The following is a 16318-nucleotide window of genomic DNA, read 5'->3' on the forward strand; positions in this document are numbered from 1 at the left end:
ATTGAATGGAGCCGCTATTCAAAACGGCGCCGGTATTTTTCGTGACCGTATTTCACGTTGAGGACAATTGCCTTTTTATAGTCTGACTTCGCGAGATCCGTCATACCCATATCAAACATCAGAGCAGCGCGTTGATAGTAGGCCTTCGCAAAGGAACCATGCGCGTTTATTGCTGCATCAAGGTCTTTTTTGGCCTGTTCCGTCCGCTCTAGCGCGATAAAGGCCAGCGCACGATTGTACAAAAACAAGGGGTGACCAGGGCTCAATTTGAGGGATTGAGTGTAGTCTGAGATGGCTTCCTCGTACAAACCCAGTTTGTTTTTTGAGAAACCGCGATTGAACCACGCGGTTGCATGCCCCGGTTTGAGCTCGATCGCTCGGTCATAGTCTGCGATCGCGGCTTTATATCGTTTTAGCTTCCGGTTTGCGTAGCCGCGATTGTTATAGGCGTTTGCATAATTCGGCGCTTTAGCGATAGCCACGTTGTAATTTAAAATGGCATCCTCGAACCTGCCAAGTTTCCGATAGACGAGACCGCGATTGTTGTAGGCGTGAGGAAAGTTGGGTTTTAGTCGGATGGCAGTGGAATAACGCAGCAAGGCTGCTTTGTAATCACCATTTTGGGAAAGTTTTAAGGCCCGGTTGTAGTAGGTATTGGCAAAACGGCGTTGCAGTGGGGCTTCTATCTGGCGGAATTCCTCACAAGCGGACTGAAAATCCTTTGTTTCATCCAGCGTGTAGTCCACGTCCGGTCCGGTACCCTTTTTCCAAACATTCGCCCGATGGCCCGTGATCGAATAGACGTAATTTCTGGTCTCGGCTGGCAGGCGAGATTGTCCCCGGCGCCAAGCGTCAACACGTTCTTCCCCGGCATTGTAAGCTGCTGCGGCGAGGCCGAGATTGCCATAACCTTTGGCTAGATAGCCGAGTAGTCTTGAAGAGGCCGAAATCGCCTCGAGCGGTTCAAACGCGTTTTCAAGCCCCCAGGTGTCGGCTGTGTAAGGCATAAATTGGGCGATGCCTTCAGCTCCAGCAGGACTAATTGCATTTGGGTCAAACCGGCTTTCTTTCCAGATCAGTTTTGCCAAAAAACCAGCTGGCAATTCAGCTCTTTTTGCAGATTTTTCAATATGAACGCAAACGTCAGAGATGAATTGAGGTGCGCCACTAGACGTGGTTTCCAACTTAGAAGTGACTTGTGAAGTTGGTGTTGGCGGGTTTGCAACAAGAGTATCTTGGGTAAAGGCTGAAACGCTCGTTGGGAACACGCTGATCGCCAACAAGGCGATCAATCGGATACCGCTCATGCGTTGTTTAGAATGCAGCATGTACGACAAATCCAGTTCAACACACTGAAATCACAAACCTGCTAAATTTTACTGAAATGGGAATAGCAGCTCAAGAAAGAATATTGTTTATTCAGCCGGCACTAGGCAGAGTGGACGAATTGGCTTCGCTTCAAATAGCTGATTGTTGGTGGGTTGCGAATACGGTAGATTTCACGAAGTAATTCAGCGTCAGCTTTTTGTTCCTACCGATTAGATCTCCAATGTTTCAATAGATCGAGGGATCGACAACCCAATTACATTGGCAGGTCGCACGGAATTCACTTGATCGGTTGGCGTCATCAGGTGATCGTGCGGTCAAACAACGGTTCATTTGGAGATAACGGGTAAAGTGATTCCAATCGGTCATTATGAAACGGTTCAACAACTTAACTGGGAACAGAATTCGATGTTAGTCCATTGCCAACCTGCGATTTCCGCTATCGGTGTTGTCCATGGCTGATCAGATGGCATTCTCTTCTGAGAATTCGGACTTTCAGAAGTCATATAATGTCTTTTCTCCGACTGAATACACGAGCATGTTGCTCGGCTTTCTGCAGGAAAATGTAGATCAGGTCGAGGGTCGAAGTGTCTGCGAAATTGGCACGGGCAATGGTGTGGTCGCTATGCAGGCTGCCTTGCTCGGAGCGCGGAACGTAACTGTAAGTGATATCGAATGCAGTGCGCTTGATGCTGTGTCAGCTTCTTTTAGCCAACTGCCGCAGGGTACAGTTGATCTGAGGTGCCTGAATGGCCCCCTTTGGCAACCTTACGATACAAGCCGGTTTGATTTGATACTGGCAAACCTTCCGCACTTTCCGACACCCGCTCTGACATTGCCCGGGCGTTTGCCCAGCTGGTCCTCGGGCGGAGATGACGGACGCAATCTGCTCGACCCGTTCCTTGAAGGGCTGCCGAAGCATCTGACACCAGAGGGAGTTGCTGTATTCACCCACAACTGTTTTGTAGGTATCGAGCAAACCCGAAAATTCTTACAAGGACATGGATTGTCACTTGATATCTGCCGCGAAACAATTGTTCACTTGTCCCCGCTTAAGGTCCAGGCATTGACGCACGGCGCGGACGGGTATGGGAACGAAGTATTTACCTTGGGACAGCATGTTTTTGCCCGTGTCTGTCTTGCCGTCGCGAGTTGGGCGTAAAACCAGGATACCCGATGCCAAGATCCTTGCTGTCATTGCTGTTGCTTGCTTTGATGCTTTTAACGCTGCCTTCCTCGGTCACGGCGCAAAGTTCGGCTGAACTAGTGGAACAGGCCAGGGCGAAAGCACGTCCTCTGTGCACTGAGGCTGACCGCGGCGACCGTCTGTATGACATACTCTGCACTGGGGTGATCCGCGTTGGTGTTCGTGGCGGGTATTCCCGATTTGCTACCAACCGCCAAGGCATTCGCGAAGGTTTCGAGATCGATGTAGCAGAACAGATCGGCGCCTTGATGGGCGTTGAGGTCGAATATGTCGACGTCACTCCGGTGACCAGAATTTCCGCATTGTCTGACAATCAGATCGATTTGGTCATCGCAACCATGGGGCACAATTCGACCCGCGATGCCAACGCGCGTTTCATCAGACCGCATTATTATTCAAGCCAAACGGTCGTTATTGGACCCAAGCGGATTGAGGTCGGCTCATGGGACGATATGTCGGACAAAACCGTCTGCACAACAGTCGGCAACTATGCAAACACGCTACTTGTGCCGCGCGTAGCCAGAGTGATGCTGTTCGATACGCCTGCGCGCCTGGTCTCAAATCTCCGGTCAGGCACCTGCACCTTCATTGCGCAGGACGATAGCGTATTGGCCAATGCCATGGCTGATCCAGAGACAGCAGCGGAGTTCGAACGCAAACTCGGGTTTGGTGAGATCCCGTGGGGCATGGCAGTGTCTCTTCAAGGTAGCGATCGACTGGCTGTCCTGCTCGATCAACTTTCAATCGGCATGCACGCGGACGGGCTGCTTCTGGATCTCGCCCAGCCGCATTTAATCGAGACCGAGTTTCTCGTTCGCATGCAAACCCTATGGCAACGGGACGAATGCCTGCAAACGCCGTCAAAATGCTATGCCGCGCCGCTCAAAGCTGAAATCACACCAAGCCCCTTCAAAGCCTTCGTTGAATCGGCCTATGCCTGGGCTCAGGAGTATCTTGCTGTGTTTTACAGCGAAGTTGCCTGGGACCTTTTCATCAATGGTATCCAAGTTTCATTGATCGCTGTCGCCGGTGCACTGATCGTCACACTTGCCATGAGTCTTCTTTTTGCGGTCTGCCTGACATCGGATAAGAAAGTGTTGAAATGGCCTTTGGCGGTCCTGCTGGCGGTTTTCCAAAGCAGTCCGCCCATTCTCATTCTTGTGTTGGTTGCAACCATGGCGAACAGCCTGTTCTCCTATTCGCAAGTTGTGGCTCTTTCTGTTGCGATCCTGTCCATCGCCCTGATGAATGGGGCCTTTGCCGGTCAGGCGATAGCCGATGCCTGGCGGTCCCTTGGGCCAACGTCCGGAAGGGCTGACCGCTGGCAAAAGGCGGTGATCCAATCGGCATCTCAGATCGAGGCTTTCCTGACCAATGCCACACGCGGCATATCGGCGGCCAGTTTCGTGGGGGTGGCCGATCTTACCAATGCGTTGAACGACATCACGTCCTTTTCGCGAAACCAATCTACAACGTATTGGATTTTATTGATTTTCTATATTCTAATCGTCATGGCGGTGGTTCGCCTTTGCCGTAGCCTGCGGGCGCGCATAGAGCTGCTGGAAATGAAGGGTTGATGAAATGATTGGACCTTTCTCGAACGATCTGCCTCTGCGTATTGCCGAAGGTTTGCTGGTGAACTTCCAGATTGCGATTTCCGCTCTGGTCATCGGCCTCCTCAGCGGGGGGCTTTTGGCCTATTTGAGCAATTTCCGAAATCCGGTCGTGAAATGGGGGATTGAGTGGTCCATCTCGATCCTGCGGGCGACGCCGGTATTCATCGCAATGTTTTTTCTCGCAGGCGTTTTGCGGCCGCACTATACAGGTCTTGAGGCCTACTTCACCGATCCCAAGATCATGTTCGTGGCTTTGGCCTGCCTGCCATACATCACGTCCTATGCCTATGATCAGGTCAGCGAAGCTTTGTCGCAGTGGCGCCGCGGCGCCCATCGTGCGGCCATGTTGCTCATCCCTAATATGGCGCGGTCCTTTCAGGTTCTGGTATCTGCATCCTGTTTCGGGGCGGCCATCGGGGTTAACGAGGCGATGAGTGTTGTTCTGTCCGAGGCCGAGTTGCTCGGCGACTCGGCATGGCGGTTCGTTCTCTACGCTTTGACAGTGCTGATGTTTTTTGGGCTTATGCAAACCGTCGTCGCTTCATCCCGCATGCTGCACCGGTTTGTAATAGCCCGTTTTTCGGACGTTCCCCAGACGGGCTAAAGCGCTTCTTCATCTACCCTGTAGTGTTCTATTTCAGCGAGAACCGCTTTGGCGACCGGGTCGTCCGGGTAGTCCCTGAGGATTTGGCGATACGAGGCGATTGCCTGTTTCTCGTTTCCGGCAACGCGCTGTTCGAAAGCGGTGCGGCTCATCTCGGCAAGTTTTAGAACATCCTCCGTCGGTTCATACTCCGCCCCTTGGCCGAACGCGCCAAGCAACTCGTAGACTGTGATGCTCGCGCGCCGCCCCTTGACCTTGACGTCACCAATCGGGCGGACACAAAGACTGTCTCCCGCTTCCTTGTAAACCGAGTGGCTGAGGCAGATATCGGTCCGATAAGTTTTGTTCAGGCCCTCCAGCCGCGAGGCTATGTTCACGCCATCGCCTAGCACTGTGTAACTCATCCGTTCGGCCGAACCTATGTTACCGACAATCACAGCATCGCTATGGATGCCGACGCGAACTTTAAGCGGGCTTTCACCCTCTGCCAGAACCTCGGCGTTCAAGGCATTAACGGCTTTTTGGATATGCAGTGCAGCCATGCAAGCCCGTCTCGCATGATCTTCCATGATGGTCGGGGCCCCCCAGAAGGCCATGACACCGTCTCCGATAAACTTGTCGATTGTACCTGCTTCACGATTTACAGACTTCGTCGCGATGTTGAGGTAGTCCGAAACCCTCTGGACCAGCGCCTTGGAGGGTATTTTCTCCGAAAGATCTGAAAACCCTTCAAGATCTGAAAAGAATATCGTCAAGAAGCGGCTGCTGCCGCCGATTTCCAGTTTTTGTTCTGACTGGAGCAAGTCTCTTACTAGACTGACGGGAACAAACGATGCGAAGGATCGGATCGCAGTATCCAGCGTTTCAACCGCACGGGACAACATCGAGATTTCTCGGATGCGGGTCTTGGGCAGATCAGTCACGGTTTCGTGGCGGAGGTCACGAATACTCTCAACATAACTCGCCAGCCGTTCTAGCGGTGTCGACAGTTTCTGAGCCAGCAGCCAGATGATCAGGATTTGTAGAACTGTTGCCCCAAGGCCCAGAAACAGCATTCGGCGGTTATTGAGCTTTATTTCAGAGTTAAAGTCGTCCATCGGCGCGATGACGAAGATTTGCCAGTCCTTTTCCGAGACGGATTCAATCGGCTTGAGAGAGGCAACATATTCTTGACCGGCGTGATGGACAAAATAGGATTGCTCGCTATTTCCCTCGATCTTGCGTTGACTGTAGACGATGCCAATCAACTGATCGGCCCATTCACTTACGTGGGTTAGTCTGAGCGTGTCCCCGACATTTTGGGTGACCGTACGCTCGTTGGAATTTGCAATGATATTGCCCTGGCTGTCGAGAATGAAACCGACTGAATTCGGACTGACCTTTCGTTCGGCCAAATAACTCGACAGTCCGTCAAGCGTCAGATCGATCGCTACGATGCCTGAGAGCTCGTCTTGCCAATAGATCGGTGCGGCGATCGTGAAACCAACCAAAGACAAAGTCGCAAACAGGTCGGGATCGGAGATGGTAAGTGTATCAGCAGCCTTTGTGACCCTGTACCAGAGACGTTTGCGGGGGTCATAGGTGCTGGTCGCACGGGATGTTCCTGTGCCTTGGTTGTCGGCGTTTAGGAACTCGTAGGTTTCGTCAGATGGTCCATTTGAGTTGGGAAGGATCCAGCGGTGTGCGAACGTTGTACCGGTGGGCAAGGGCTTACCATGGACATCGTGACCTTCCTTCATCCGTCTGGCCTGCAGGAAAGTGCCGTCAGACTCAAGCCCAACGTAGGCGCTTAGAACGTCCGGAGTTCCGCGTGCCACTGCAGCCAGAAAATCCAGCGAACTTAGATCCTGGAAAAGATCCGGTTGGATGTGTCCGGCGCTCGCCATGGTTTCCACACTGGCCGAGACTTCCCGGAAAAGGTTCTCGACACTGGCAGCTGCGTTCGACTGGTGTTGCGCGATCCTTTTTAGAGAATCGCTGCGTGCAATGGTTTCACTGGAAATATAGTTGAAGGCGATGACGCCTACAAAAACGGGAACGGTCAAAATCAGGAACAACGTCAGGATTACGGATTTCAGGCTTAGACTTCGCATTCGTTCTTGCCGTTTCCATCTAAATCCAACCCAGACGGCTGATTGCAGACTGCATTCTCAAAGTATACTGGCGTTCGACGGCAAGATGGCCTGATCATGGCAACGGATCAAGCATTTTCAATGTGGTAACTGACAAGTCATTGCGCCTATCAGTCGTCGACCCAAACTCTTGCCGTGCGAATTTTATGGACACTGGATGTTTGTTCGAGAATTCTGACCGGCTACTAGTAGTTAGCCGTTCGCCGAATGTGCCTTGGAGTAGTAAATCTCAGTTTTGAGCGATAATGGCATGTTCATTAATTTGAGATTGGATTGTATGCAGTGAAAATCCGGAAAATACTTTGTTTAAACCGTTTCGGGAGTTGAAACTATTCGCCAGAAAACAACACCCAGCGGCATTCAGACTAGGGAATTACGGACCTTGTTTTTGTCCGATATTCACTTGGGAACACGAGGATGCCAGGCTGAATTGCTTCTTGATTTCCTGCAGTATCACCACGCGGAAACGATATATCTGATTGGGGACATCATTGATGGATGGCGACTTCGGAGAAAGAAGTACTGGCCAGCCAGCCATCAGGCGGTTTTCGATGTTCTGCTGGAGCGCGGGCGAAACGGCACGAGAATTATCTATTTACCGGGCAACCATGATGAGTTTTTAAGGCAGTCTCACAAACACCGATTTGGCTGTATCGAGATCGTCGATAATGCCCAATATGTTACGGCCGATGGCCGCAGCTATCTGGTTATTCATGGAGATCAATACGACGTTGTCATCCAGAATGCAAAATGGCTCGCATTCCTGGGGGACCGCTTCTATGCTACAGCTTTGGCGCTTAATACTTGGCTAAACATTGTTCGCAGATCTCTGGGATTGAAATACTGGTCCTTAGGAGCTTTCGCAAAAAAGCATGTGAAGCAGTTTGTCAGTATCATCGGCCAGTTTGAAGCCGCGGTTGCCACAGACATAAAGCAACGGCGTCTCCATGGAGTGATTTGCGGGCATATCCATCATGCAGCTGACCGTGAAATGAACGGCATCCACTATCTCAATTCAGGAGATTGGGTTGAGAGCTGCACGGCAATTTGCGAGCTGTATGATGGTACGCTTGAAATTGTCCGTTGGGATGAGACGGGATATTTCGGCGCTTCTACAGGCCTTGATAAAGAACGTATTGTTGCTGCATGAAATCGATTCTCTTTGTTACAGACGCTTGGCACCCTCAAATCAACGGCGTCGTACGTACCATTGAGTACACTGCGCATGAATTGATAAAGCGTGGCATCCGTGTTGAGTATTTAACTCCGCAAAGTTTCAGAACGTTGCCCTGTCCGACCTATCCGGAAATCCGGCTCGCTCTTACCACAAAAGGCACGGTCCGAAGGATCATTCGCGAGCATGATTGCGAGCACATCCATATCGCAACAGAAGGACCACTCGGGTTATTGGCAGCTGCAGCGGCAAAGAAAGAAGGACGCCCTTTTTCAACCAGCTATCACACACGGTTTCCAGAATATGTTTCGGCAAGGGTGCCATTGCCAAAAGCACCTTTTTACATGTGGTTTCGACGGTTTCACAATTCCGGAACCAGCTGCATGGTGGCAACTCCGGAACTTGAAAACTCATTGAAACACTGGAAGTTTCAAAATCTGATGCGTTGGCCTCGTGGCGTAGATACAGATTTATTCCAACCCTATGAAGGCTCGGCACTGCCACCAGACCTTCCCCGTCCAGTGTTCATGAATGTTGGACGCGTGTCGGTTGAAAAAAACATTAAAGCATTTCTAGATCTGGATCTTCCGGGAAGCAAAGTGGTTGTCGGTGAAGGGCCACAATTGGACAGCCTTCGCAGGGCGTATCCCGACGTCCTTTTCACAGGGTCTAAAACGGGTGTCGAACTCGCCCAGCACTATTCCAGTGCCGACGTGTTTGTATTTCCCTCCAAGACAGACACCTTCGGATTGGTGCTCTTGGAGGCCCTTGCATGCGGTGTTCCGGTCGCCGCTTATCCGGTCATGGGACCTATTGATGTCATTGGTGACAGCAGTGCCGGGGTTCTTTCCTCTGACCTACGCACAGCGTGTCTTGAAGCGCTCAATATCCAGAGTGACCTCTGCCGCGCAGCGGCGCTCGAACAAAGCTGGTCTAACTGCACCGATAAGTTCCTGGAAAACATTGATGCTGCCAATCGAGCCCACGGCACAACTTCTGCTTAGAGCTCTACACTAGCTCGCCAAGGATGTGGCTCCAGTCCTGGCTTCCAAAAACTGATCTGTTAAGGCGCCTTTGCTGTCGGTAATTGCGAGCGGGACGAAGTCCTTGGCAAAGTGAGCAGGCATGTGAAAAAGCGGTCGATATGCGCTGCGCAGTTTGTCCGTGGTGGCATTATAGGTCAAAGCTGGTTCTTTGAAGGATTGGAACATCTGGCGCGGATTGCCGATACCCAAATTGCTGTAGAAACGATGGAGGGGACGAACTGCTGCCAGGACAGATTGCTCCCACTCATATTGCTTGCGCCAATGCCAAGCGTGCCGCAGAGAATGGCGGGTGAGTGCAAACTTGCGTCCACGAAACTGCAGAAGGTCTCGCAAGTACGGCACCACTGTTTCCAATGGCTCTTTGGGCCACTCGACAAGTTTTTGGCCATCCATGTCGCTCAAAAGAACATTTGGCATCAGGCGGTCTGAGCGCGCAGCTTCTTCAAAATAAGGTGTGCCGACAATTGGAATTGTCAGCGACAGAAGGCTGGGCAAGGGAATTGTCTGGTCCGCCAGTATCTCTGAAATCTGAGCTTCGATTTCCGCGATGGTCTGTTGTCCAAAGTCGACAATCATGCCGTAGTCAAAAGAGATGCCGTATTGTGCGCAAGCTTCTGTTAGAGATTTCGGATCGGAGGCGAGACTCTGTTTTTTGTTAAAGGTCTTCAGCACCTGAGGGTCGAGATTTTCAACACCTGAGAAAATACCCTTGCAGCCATTTTCCGCCATCAGCTTGAGATTCTCGGGTCGTTTGAAGAAATCTCCGGTCACAAGCGCGCCCCAACCACGAAACTGACCTTGGCGCCAACGTTCTCCGATTAACTTGACCCGGGCCTCAAATGTGGACCGGTTGTTGCCATAAAAATTGTTGTCCAGCACCATGACAGCGAACGCTTTGCCCATGGCGTCTAGCTGGCTCTCGATCGATGCCCTGGAGTGCGCTGTGTAGGCCCGTCCTTCACCGGACAGGGAACAGAACGAGCAGGCAAAATTGCAATTCTTCGTCGTCTCGAGATACCCGACGCCCATTGAAGGGGCCGTCAGATCAAATCTTGGCGCGGCATGATGTGCCCGATGCCCGGGATCAAAAATGCTTTCGATAACCTCGCCAATCTCCTCCACATCGCCTTGGCAGGTGTAGTCGAAGACGTCATTGCAGATCGCCGGTAAAGCGCGCGCAATCGGCCCGCCGATAACGGTTGCGACCTTGGGGCTAAAATGCCGGCAATAGGCGGCCAGTTGCCGTGTCCGGTCAAACGCAGCTGTCAGTCCGGTGAAAACGGCCACATCCGGCCATTCGAACACAGAACGTTGCAAAAGCGCTCCATGGTACATCTCGTCCCAGACCTTGACCTCACAATGAGTCTGGTCGAAGTAACCAGCCAAATAATATGGAGCCATTGCGCGAGGCACGAACAAGCGCGTTGGCGATGAAGATCTCCACGGATCAAAATAGGCGTTCACGATAAGAATGCGTCGTTTTCGACCCGTTGGCATTCCGCCTCCAATTAGCTTGGTCAATCTTCAGAAATTCAACGACTTCGGAACTTGTCCACGCGTTTATTCAAGTTTCAACAAGCGTCTGTTCGCTGCACTGTTGTCTCTTCCGTTCTTCCCTGAGACCAGCAGCATTCTTCAAAAGCTATGTCCCGCGTCACTTACTTCAATTTCGGAAATTCACTTTTTGAGCGGGTAGTATTTTATGAAAGTCTAAACGTTAGATGTGTATCAGATGAAATCCTGCACTTTATACAATTTCCACCGATTGCTGCTCCATGGAAATAATCGAATATCTCAGAGAACACGAAGCATTTTCGCATTTAAGCGATGCCGTACTTCAGCGGATCGTTTCGGTGTCCGAGATTGTTTATTTTGCTGGAGACCATGCGATTGTCCGAGAAGGCGAGGAAACATCTGACTTGTTCCTCCTTGTTGAAGGTCAGGCACGTGTCACCAGGGTTGGCCCCGAAGGCGAAATCATACCTTTGGGCACGGTTTCTGTCGGCGATTGTATTGGGGAATTGGCATTTTTAGACGGAGAGCCTCGGGCGGCATCGGTCATAGCCCAAATTCCCTGCACACTTGTGAAAGTTCCAGAGGAAACGCTGAAAGCCCTTCCAGATGGGGCAGCCGTTGCAGGTGACTTGAAAGCGGCACTTGCAAGTGTCGTTGTGAAACGTGCCCGCAGTTTGAGCGATGACATGTTGTCTGCTCTTCGCGAACAGCTGGCGACCAAGTCATTACAGAACCAGTTCGGCTACTTTCTGGTCTTCACAATCGCGCTCTATTCCATTTCAACAACCCTCTTTTATCTTGTGGCCGAACGCTACGTGAAAGACGTCTACGATCCCGGTTTTTCTTGGCAAACGGTGCTTCTGTTTGCGGTTCCATGCCTGATCATCATTAAAGCCATGAAAATCCCGCCAAGCCAGTTGGGTTTGCGACGAGAGGGGCTGTTCCGATCAGTTGGTGAAGCATTGGCCCTCTGTCTAGTGCTTTCCGTTCCAGCGTTGATCTATTATCTTTTCTTCAAAGTTGCCAAGGCTCCTGAAACTGGTGGCGTCAAAGTGGACGCTTTGTTCCTGGCGCAATACTTCATTCATACCGTTATGCAGGAAATCGGATCCCGCGGCTTGCTTCAGGGGTTGTTCCAGAAGTTTCTGGCGGACACGAAAGGTCATCGTTCGGTACTGCTCACGAGTACAATTTTTGCGTCCCTGCATCTGACTTTCGGTGTAGATGCAGTGGTCATCACATTCTTTGCGAGCATTGTTTTTGGCTATGTTTATCTGCGTCAGAACAATCTGGCCGGCGTTATCGTTCTGCACTACTGGCTCGGCGTTCTTGCGGCCTTGATGGTCGCTATCTAACTCGTCTCACTGCCCGCGCAGCAGCTTCTCTAGCCGGTGGTCCCCGTCAGCAACCACGAGACATATCGGAAAAATTGCTTAAGTAGGATTTCTGGCACAACTAAACCCGCCAAGGGTGGAAAGATGAGATAGAAATCCGGGCCACAGGAAACGGCCCAAGAGCATGTGAAAGATAATCGCCGGAGGACGCGGCGCAAATTCTCTGCGGAGAAGAAGATCCGCATTGTTCTGGAAGGTTTGCGCGGGCAGTATTTGATCGCCGAACTGTGCCGCCGCGAGCGGATTTCTCAAGGCCTTTGTTATACATGATCGAACGAGTTTATGGTGGCCGGCAAGAAACGGCTTTCATCCATTGGCTGCAACGGATCCGCACCCCATCCATCAAAGACCTCACATTCCTGTTCGGCCAAACAGCTTGAGATCTTGGATCTGATTGATATGCCAAACGGCATCTGGTCTTCGGTTCTGGCCTAAAAGCAGAGTTGGAAGGTCCCGAGCGTTCGAGCAACCATCAGCAGACTTCGCGCCGCCGTGTAGCCCTGACCTCTGATTGGCTTTTGCGCCAAACGCTGCCTGGTGACTTTGAAGAACAGCGTACCCTTATTTGTTCTATCGGCTAGCCAGCCACTTCCAAACTCCATGCGCAAAATACGCAAACTGAGACTTTTGCGATTTAGCGCTAGAGTAAACGCGGGAACTGTCCTCACCTGCAAAACAGAGACAGCACAAGGCTTTGAGAAGTCGGGCGATTGCAGACCGATCAGGACAAAATATTGAATTTTTTGAAAAACTGGCTGGGGTGGCTGGATTCGAACCAGCGCATGCCGGTACCAAAAACCGGTGCCTTACCGCTTGGCTACACCCCAACGCCGTGGAAAGGGTGTATACCTATCCCGGTCCTGGAACGCAAGCCTCTGACCCCGGTTTCTTTTGCCCCTGTTTGAGGGTTTTCCCCAGCCCCCTGTCGCGCAACGAGAAATGCGCGGATTTCTTTGGTTTTTACACGCCGTCATTTATCGCCGGCACCGGTAGAACAACGAAAAAATGACCTTAGAAACCTGAAACTATTCACAGTTTTAAAAAAGTCTGATCACCTTCTGCAAAATCCTTGCGCAGCTTGGGAAGCTTTGCTAAATGACCGTCCACGCAGCGCGGCCTTGCCCCGTTGTTCCCGATGGATTTAAATGAAAATCCAAATCTTTTGTCGGAGTGTAGCGCAGCCTGGTAGCGCACCTCGTTCGGGACGAGGGGGTCGGAGGTTCGAATCCTCTCACTCCGACCATTTTCTTCTCTTTGTAAACTTCTGTCTCTTAAAGGTTCCCTGTGCGTGGCGTTACAGCTTGTGGCGTCAGGTAGAACTGCAGATCGACCATTTGCCACTTGCACTCCGGCAAACAACCAAGAATGCCCTGCGTTGATCCGAATTCAATGCCCGCATGGAAATGCGCCTTTAGACCGGAACAGGCCGAGTTGTTTTTTCTTTGTTTCAAGATTCAGGCTCCGGCGATTTGACGGCCGATTTCGGCCGCCGCTTTGCGCATGATCTCCGTAACGTCCTTAAGGTCCGGCGCCGGATAGTTGTCGATCCGTTCAATATAGGGGCAGGTCAGGGCCGCGATTGCACTTCCTGAGGGATCGAGGATCGGAAACGAAATATTTGTTGTGCCGCGAACCGTTCCGGATGCTTCAACGGCGCATCCTTTGGCCCGGAGTTTAGCCAAATCGGCAATGAACGCGGCTTCCTCCAAGGCCTCTTCACCTTTCACCAGCTGATGCCCTCTGATCATCTGCAATTGCTGATCAGGCGATTGAAAGGCAGCCAAAACACGGCCGGACCCCGTGTTGTACAAACCGATAATCGAACCTGTACGCAGGGACTGGCGCCAATTGCCGGGGGCAGAATAGGACGAGACAATTACGATATCGCCATCTTGCCATTGCGCAAGCTGCGCGGATTGCTCTGCTTCGAGGCAAAGAGCGCGCATGAGCGGCTCGGCAATGTCGAGAACACGCCGGCGCGGTGGATGCTGGTTGGCGAGGACCAGAAGCTTCAGCGACAACATGTACCGGTCCCCTTCCGGGGTCCTGGTCACGTAACCACGCCGCACCAAAGTGTCGAGCATCCGGTAATTTTCGTTCGTTGTCCGATCCAGCGCCTTTGCGATTTCCGCCTGGTTTAACCCCCCGGCGGAATTCGCCAAAAGCTCCAATATATCCAGACCCTTATCCAACGCCGGCGCGCGGTACTTGTCGGATTTCTCCACGCCTGATTCCCCACTTGTCCTTCGATTGCCGACACAGTGACCGAAATTTCAGATTGACACAACCTCATCATTCACTAATAAATGATCTCATCAAATATGAATGAACATCAAATTCAGAGGCAAGATCAGCCGTGGGATACCGGGAAAATCGCTGACCTTGGAGGCAACAACAGCGATGGCATCGGACTTCAGAGATTTTGAGGAGGTCCGTTCAGGCGGTGTTACTTGGCAGGCCACAAAAACGCGCTGCTTTGCACGTTCAGCACCTGGTGGGAGGAAATTACAGGTGCGGGACTGAATATGCCTTTCGCCTGAAGGAAGCAGCCGGCCGGCAAATGGGAGCGCCAGGACATCATCAACGGGATCTTCGACAAAAAATCCTGAGAAAGTGGGAGATGACTTCAGATTGTTTGGTCTTGCCGCAGAACGCGGCAGCTAACCGGGGCTCTTCAGAAACCCGCGAACGGCCAGCAATCCCCAATCAGTTGTAAGAGGAGGAATACGAATGAAACTGGGTGGCTTATTTAACTTCGCAGCGGGCGCAACATTGACGCTTGCCGCTTCGACTGTTGCCGTGTCTGCACAAGAAGTGCTTCGTTTCGGGCACGTTTATGAAGCGTCCACGCCCTACCATGCGGCGATGGTCAATGCCGCGGATCTTTTGAAGGCGAAGACCGACGGACGCTACACAATGGAGGTGTTTCCAGCATCCCAACTTGGTAAGGAAACCGCGCTCAACGAAGCTTTGTCGCTTGGAACCGTTGACGCGATTTACACAGGTGTTGCGTTCCTCGGTCAGTCCTACGGCCCGATCTCGATTTCGGACTACCCCTTCACAATGCGGTCCTATGACCATTGGAAAGCCTATGTAAACTCAGACCTTTTTGCTGAGATGGCCGGAGCCTACAAAGACATCTCCGGCAACACGATAGCAGCAATGACCTATTACGGGGCCCGGCATGTGACATCCAACAAGCCGATCCTTCAACCGTCCGACATGGACGGCTTGAAAATCCGGACACCAAACGCCGCCGCTTATCAGATGTTTCCGAAAGCGACCGGGGCAAATCCAACACCAATGGCGTTTGCCGAAGTTTATTTGGCGCTCCAACAAGGGGTCGTGGATGCTCAGGAAAATCCGCTGCCCACAATTCAATTCAAGAAATTCTATGAAGTTCAGTCGAACATCAATTTGACCGGGCACATCACCAATTCACTGGCGGTCGTTGTCTCTCCGGTCACCCTATCCAAGATGGGCGCTGATGGTCCGCTTTTCCTCGAAGCCCTGGTTGAAGCTGCGTCGGCAACATCGGATGAAATCGTTCAATCTGAAGCAGCACTTGTCGATTGGTTCCGCGAACAGGGGGTCACCGTCAACGAAGTTGACCGTAAGCCGTTCATGGACGCTGTGGCTCCGCTACTGTCCGGCAACGATGTTCCGTGGGATGCCGAAGTCTTCGCCCGTCTCCAATCCATCGAAGAATAAGAGCACACTCAGGCCCGGCCAACTGCCGGGCCTGGAAATTATGATGGGCTTGGGGGGAACCATGACCGACACACACGCGCCACCTGATATCGATTTCGAAACACTGGCCTCTGAGGATGATGACCACTTCAAATCCTATCGGATCTTTGCCGCCGACTATGTCCTGATAGCTGTCTTCGCAATGCTGTTCGGAGTGGTGTTTCTGCAATTTTTTACGCGCTACATATTGAACGACTCTGTGTCGTGGACAGAAGAAGCCGCCCGATATCTGCTGATTCTGCTGAGCTTTGCAGGTGCGATCCGGTGCCAGGTCATGGGATCCAATATCGCGCTTGAATTCGTGGACAAATACTACGGCCGTGCGATCACCTTTGTTCATCTATTCGCACTTGCGGCAACCATTGTTTTGTTTGCAGTCTTGGCCTGGTCCGCTTTGGAATTGATCCAAAGGACAGCGTTCCAAAACATGGTGTCCCTACCGTTTCCCAAATACTACCTCTACGCAACCGTCATGGGGCTTGTCCTCGTGAACCTTTGTGTCATGGCGGCCCAATTGGCTCGCCGCACTTTGGCGATAAAAGCGAGCTGACAAC

The 16318-nt window shown here is 51.8% G+C and carries 13 protein-coding genes, 2 tRNA genes and 1 pseudogene; 10 read left to right on the plus strand and 6 right to left on the minus strand.

Annotation, left to right across the window (positions count from 1 at the left end; all coding sequences use genetic code 11):
* Positions 1 to 14: 14 nt before the first annotated feature.
* The gene (locus ACOOFE_RS18080; RefSeq protein WP_420411345.1) at positions 15 to 1328 is read right to left on the minus strand and encodes a tetratricopeptide repeat protein; all 1314 of its coding nucleotides are present in this window, start codon (positions 1326 to 1328) and stop codon (positions 15 to 17) included.
* 452 nt (positions 1329 to 1780) lie between these two features.
* Here ACOOFE_RS18080 and ACOOFE_RS18085 point away from each other — a divergent pair, with 452 nt between their 5' ends.
* The 3 genes from ACOOFE_RS18085 to ACOOFE_RS18095 are packed head-to-tail and all read left to right on the plus strand — an operon-like array spanning position 1781 to position 4753.
* Positions 1781 to 2488 carry a methyltransferase gene (locus ACOOFE_RS18085; protein ID WP_420411346.1) on the plus strand — a complete coding sequence of 236 codons (708 nt, stop codon included), beginning with the start codon at positions 1781 to 1783 and terminating at the stop codon, positions 2486 to 2488.
* Between the two features lie 14 nt (positions 2489 to 2502).
* Positions 2503 to 4110 (plus strand): transporter substrate-binding domain-containing protein, encoded by a 1608-nt coding sequence (locus tag ACOOFE_RS18090; RefSeq protein ID WP_420411347.1) that lies wholly within the window; start codon positions 2503 to 2505, stop codon positions 4108 to 4110.
* Positions 4111 to 4114: 4 nt separating this feature from the next.
* Positions 4115 to 4753 carry a hypothetical protein gene (locus ACOOFE_RS18095; RefSeq protein ID WP_420411348.1) on the plus strand — a complete coding sequence of 213 codons (639 nt, stop codon included), beginning with the start codon at positions 4115 to 4117 and terminating at the stop codon, positions 4751 to 4753.
* Here ACOOFE_RS18095 and ACOOFE_RS18100 read toward each other — a convergent pair.
* A complete protein-coding gene (locus ACOOFE_RS18100) occupies positions 4750 to 6846 on the minus strand; it encodes an adenylate/guanylate cyclase domain-containing protein (RefSeq protein ID WP_420411349.1) in 2097 nt (698 codons plus the stop codon). The two genes, ACOOFE_RS18095 and ACOOFE_RS18100, sit on opposite strands and share 4 nt — an antisense overlap.
* A gap of 427 nt (positions 6847 to 7273) precedes the next feature.
* Between ACOOFE_RS18100 and ACOOFE_RS18105 the strand changes: the two genes are divergently transcribed.
* Both ACOOFE_RS18105 and ACOOFE_RS18110 read left to right on the plus strand, forming a co-directional pair.
* Complete coding sequence (locus ACOOFE_RS18105) at positions 7274 to 8035, plus strand: UDP-2,3-diacylglucosamine diphosphatase (RefSeq protein WP_420411350.1); 762 nt, start codon at positions 7274 to 7276, stop codon at positions 8033 to 8035.
* Positions 8032 to 9063: a glycosyltransferase family 4 protein gene (locus tag ACOOFE_RS18110; protein WP_420411351.1), complete on the plus strand. Its 1032-nt coding sequence runs from the start codon at positions 8032 to 8034 to the stop codon at positions 9061 to 9063. Before ACOOFE_RS18105 ends, ACOOFE_RS18110 begins: the two co-directional genes overlap by 4 nt.
* 9 nt (positions 9064 to 9072) lie before the next feature.
* Here ACOOFE_RS18110 and ACOOFE_RS18115 read toward each other — a convergent pair whose 3' ends face one another.
* Positions 9073 to 10602: a B12-binding domain-containing radical SAM protein gene (locus tag ACOOFE_RS18115; RefSeq protein WP_420411352.1), complete on the minus strand. Its 1530-nt coding sequence runs from the start codon at positions 10600 to 10602 to the stop codon at positions 9073 to 9075.
* Between the two features lie 278 nt (positions 10603 to 10880).
* Here ACOOFE_RS18115 and ACOOFE_RS18120 point away from each other — a divergent pair, with 278 nt between their 5' ends.
* Both ACOOFE_RS18120 and ACOOFE_RS18125 read left to right on the plus strand, forming a co-directional pair.
* Positions 10881 to 11975 carry a cyclic nucleotide-binding domain-containing protein gene (locus tag ACOOFE_RS18120; RefSeq protein WP_420411353.1) on the plus strand — a complete coding sequence of 365 codons (1095 nt, stop codon included), beginning with the start codon at positions 10881 to 10883 and terminating at the stop codon, positions 11973 to 11975.
* Positions 11976 to 12140: 165 nt separating this feature from the next.
* Positions 12141 to 12281: pseudogene (locus tag ACOOFE_RS18125) on the plus strand (transposase); the annotation flags it as partial.
* A gap of 485 nt (positions 12282 to 12766) precedes the next feature.
* Here the strand turns inward: ACOOFE_RS18125 and ACOOFE_RS18130 are convergent.
* A tRNA-Gln gene (locus ACOOFE_RS18130) sits at positions 12767 to 12841 on the minus strand.
* A gap of 339 nt (positions 12842 to 13180) precedes the next feature.
* On the opposite strand from ACOOFE_RS18130, the gene ACOOFE_RS18135 reads away from it, so the two are divergent.
* Positions 13181 to 13257: transfer RNA gene (locus ACOOFE_RS18135), tRNA-Pro, on the plus strand.
* Positions 13258 to 13285: 28 nt separating this feature from the next.
* On the opposite strand, the gene ACOOFE_RS18140 is transcribed toward ACOOFE_RS18135, so the two are convergent.
* Together ACOOFE_RS18140 and ACOOFE_RS18145 are read right to left on the minus strand one after the other, a co-directional pair.
* Positions 13286 to 13465, minus strand: coding sequence for a hypothetical protein (locus ACOOFE_RS18140; protein WP_420411354.1), 180 nt, complete (start codon positions 13463 to 13465; stop codon positions 13286 to 13288).
* Positions 13466 to 13468: 3 nt separating this feature from the next.
* Positions 13469 to 14239, minus strand: coding sequence for an IclR family transcriptional regulator (locus ACOOFE_RS18145; RefSeq protein ID WP_420411355.1), 771 nt, complete (start codon positions 14237 to 14239; stop codon positions 13469 to 13471).
* A 505-nt stretch (positions 14240 to 14744) separates the two neighbouring features.
* Between ACOOFE_RS18145 and ACOOFE_RS18150 the strand changes: the two genes are divergently transcribed.
* Positions 14745 to 15725, plus strand: coding sequence for a sialic acid TRAP transporter substrate-binding protein SiaP (locus ACOOFE_RS18150; protein WP_420411356.1), 981 nt, complete (start codon positions 14745 to 14747; stop codon positions 15723 to 15725).
* 61 nt (positions 15726 to 15786) lie between these two features.
* Positions 15787 to 16314: a TRAP transporter small permease gene (locus ACOOFE_RS18155; RefSeq protein WP_420411357.1), complete on the plus strand. Its 528-nt coding sequence runs from the start codon at positions 15787 to 15789 to the stop codon at positions 16312 to 16314.
* The last annotated feature ends 4 nt before the right edge of the window (positions 16315 to 16318 follow it).

This window comes from Roseibium sp., from assembly GCF_965216085.1.
Taxonomy (GTDB): domain Bacteria; phylum Pseudomonadota; class Alphaproteobacteria; order Rhizobiales; family Stappiaceae; genus Roseibium.